Source organism: Oceanobacillus sp. HCA-5259 (assembly GCF_037892815.1).
GTDB lineage: Bacteria > Bacillota > Bacilli > Bacillales > Amphibacillaceae > Oceanobacillus > Oceanobacillus indicireducens.
The window spans coordinates 1-719 of the sequence record NZ_JBBKBV010000099.1 but is presented as its reverse complement, the minus strand read 5'-3'; the positions used below and the strand labels follow the sequence as shown (position 1 = coordinate 719).

At 37.0% G+C, this 719-nt stretch carries 1 protein-coding gene; it reads right to left on the bottom strand.

The genetic code is table 11. The features are described from left to right. Positions 1–527, bottom strand: a 527-nt coding sequence (locus WKU33_RS18990) for a nucleotidyltransferase (protein WP_340456141.1), incomplete at its 3' end; no start/stop codon positions are given. Positions 528–719: the final 192 nt, after the last annotated feature.

The following is a 719-nucleotide window of genomic DNA, read 5'->3' as shown; positions in this document are numbered from 1 at the left end:
TAGATATAACTACTGACAACCATTAAACCCGACGTCAAAAACGCAATAGTCGGTAGAGAAATTACATATCTAGGGTTGCCACCGACCTCTAAGTTCATTGGAATATCTTGTTGCTTACTTAATAAAAAGCTCACGATCACAAGACTGAATAGAATCAGTGAAATGGTAAATGGATGTCGCCGATAGTCGACAAAATCGAGAAATTTTTTGGATTTCCCTGTAAAATCGAGGCCATCCGGTTCCTCCACTCTTTCCCCCATCATCACATACAGAAAACCGATAAAAACGATACCGATAAAAAGAAACAACCAAAATAACTTGAAAACGAGGGACCAGCTATGAAATCCAGCACCAACAAGCACTACAATGACAATCCCGATTATCCATTTATTAAAGGGAATTCCTTGGCGTTCCCATTTATTGATCAAATTCCTGTTATCCTTTTTTTCCTCATCTAGATTGTATGTAGACAATTTATTCATGATATACGCGCAAATAATACTGCCCCATCCAAAAGCAAATGCCATGTATGCCTCCTTAGGATAATTGGACACCTTATCATAATTTCCGATCACCCAGTTGCCAGTAAAAGCAACTACAAAAATTCCAAAAAGCATGACATATGAAGATAAATTCCTGATGATCTCACCACCCTGATTCCATTGTAAACAAGATTTCTCTATTATTTACGATTATCAGGCTACTAAGTTTCAATTATT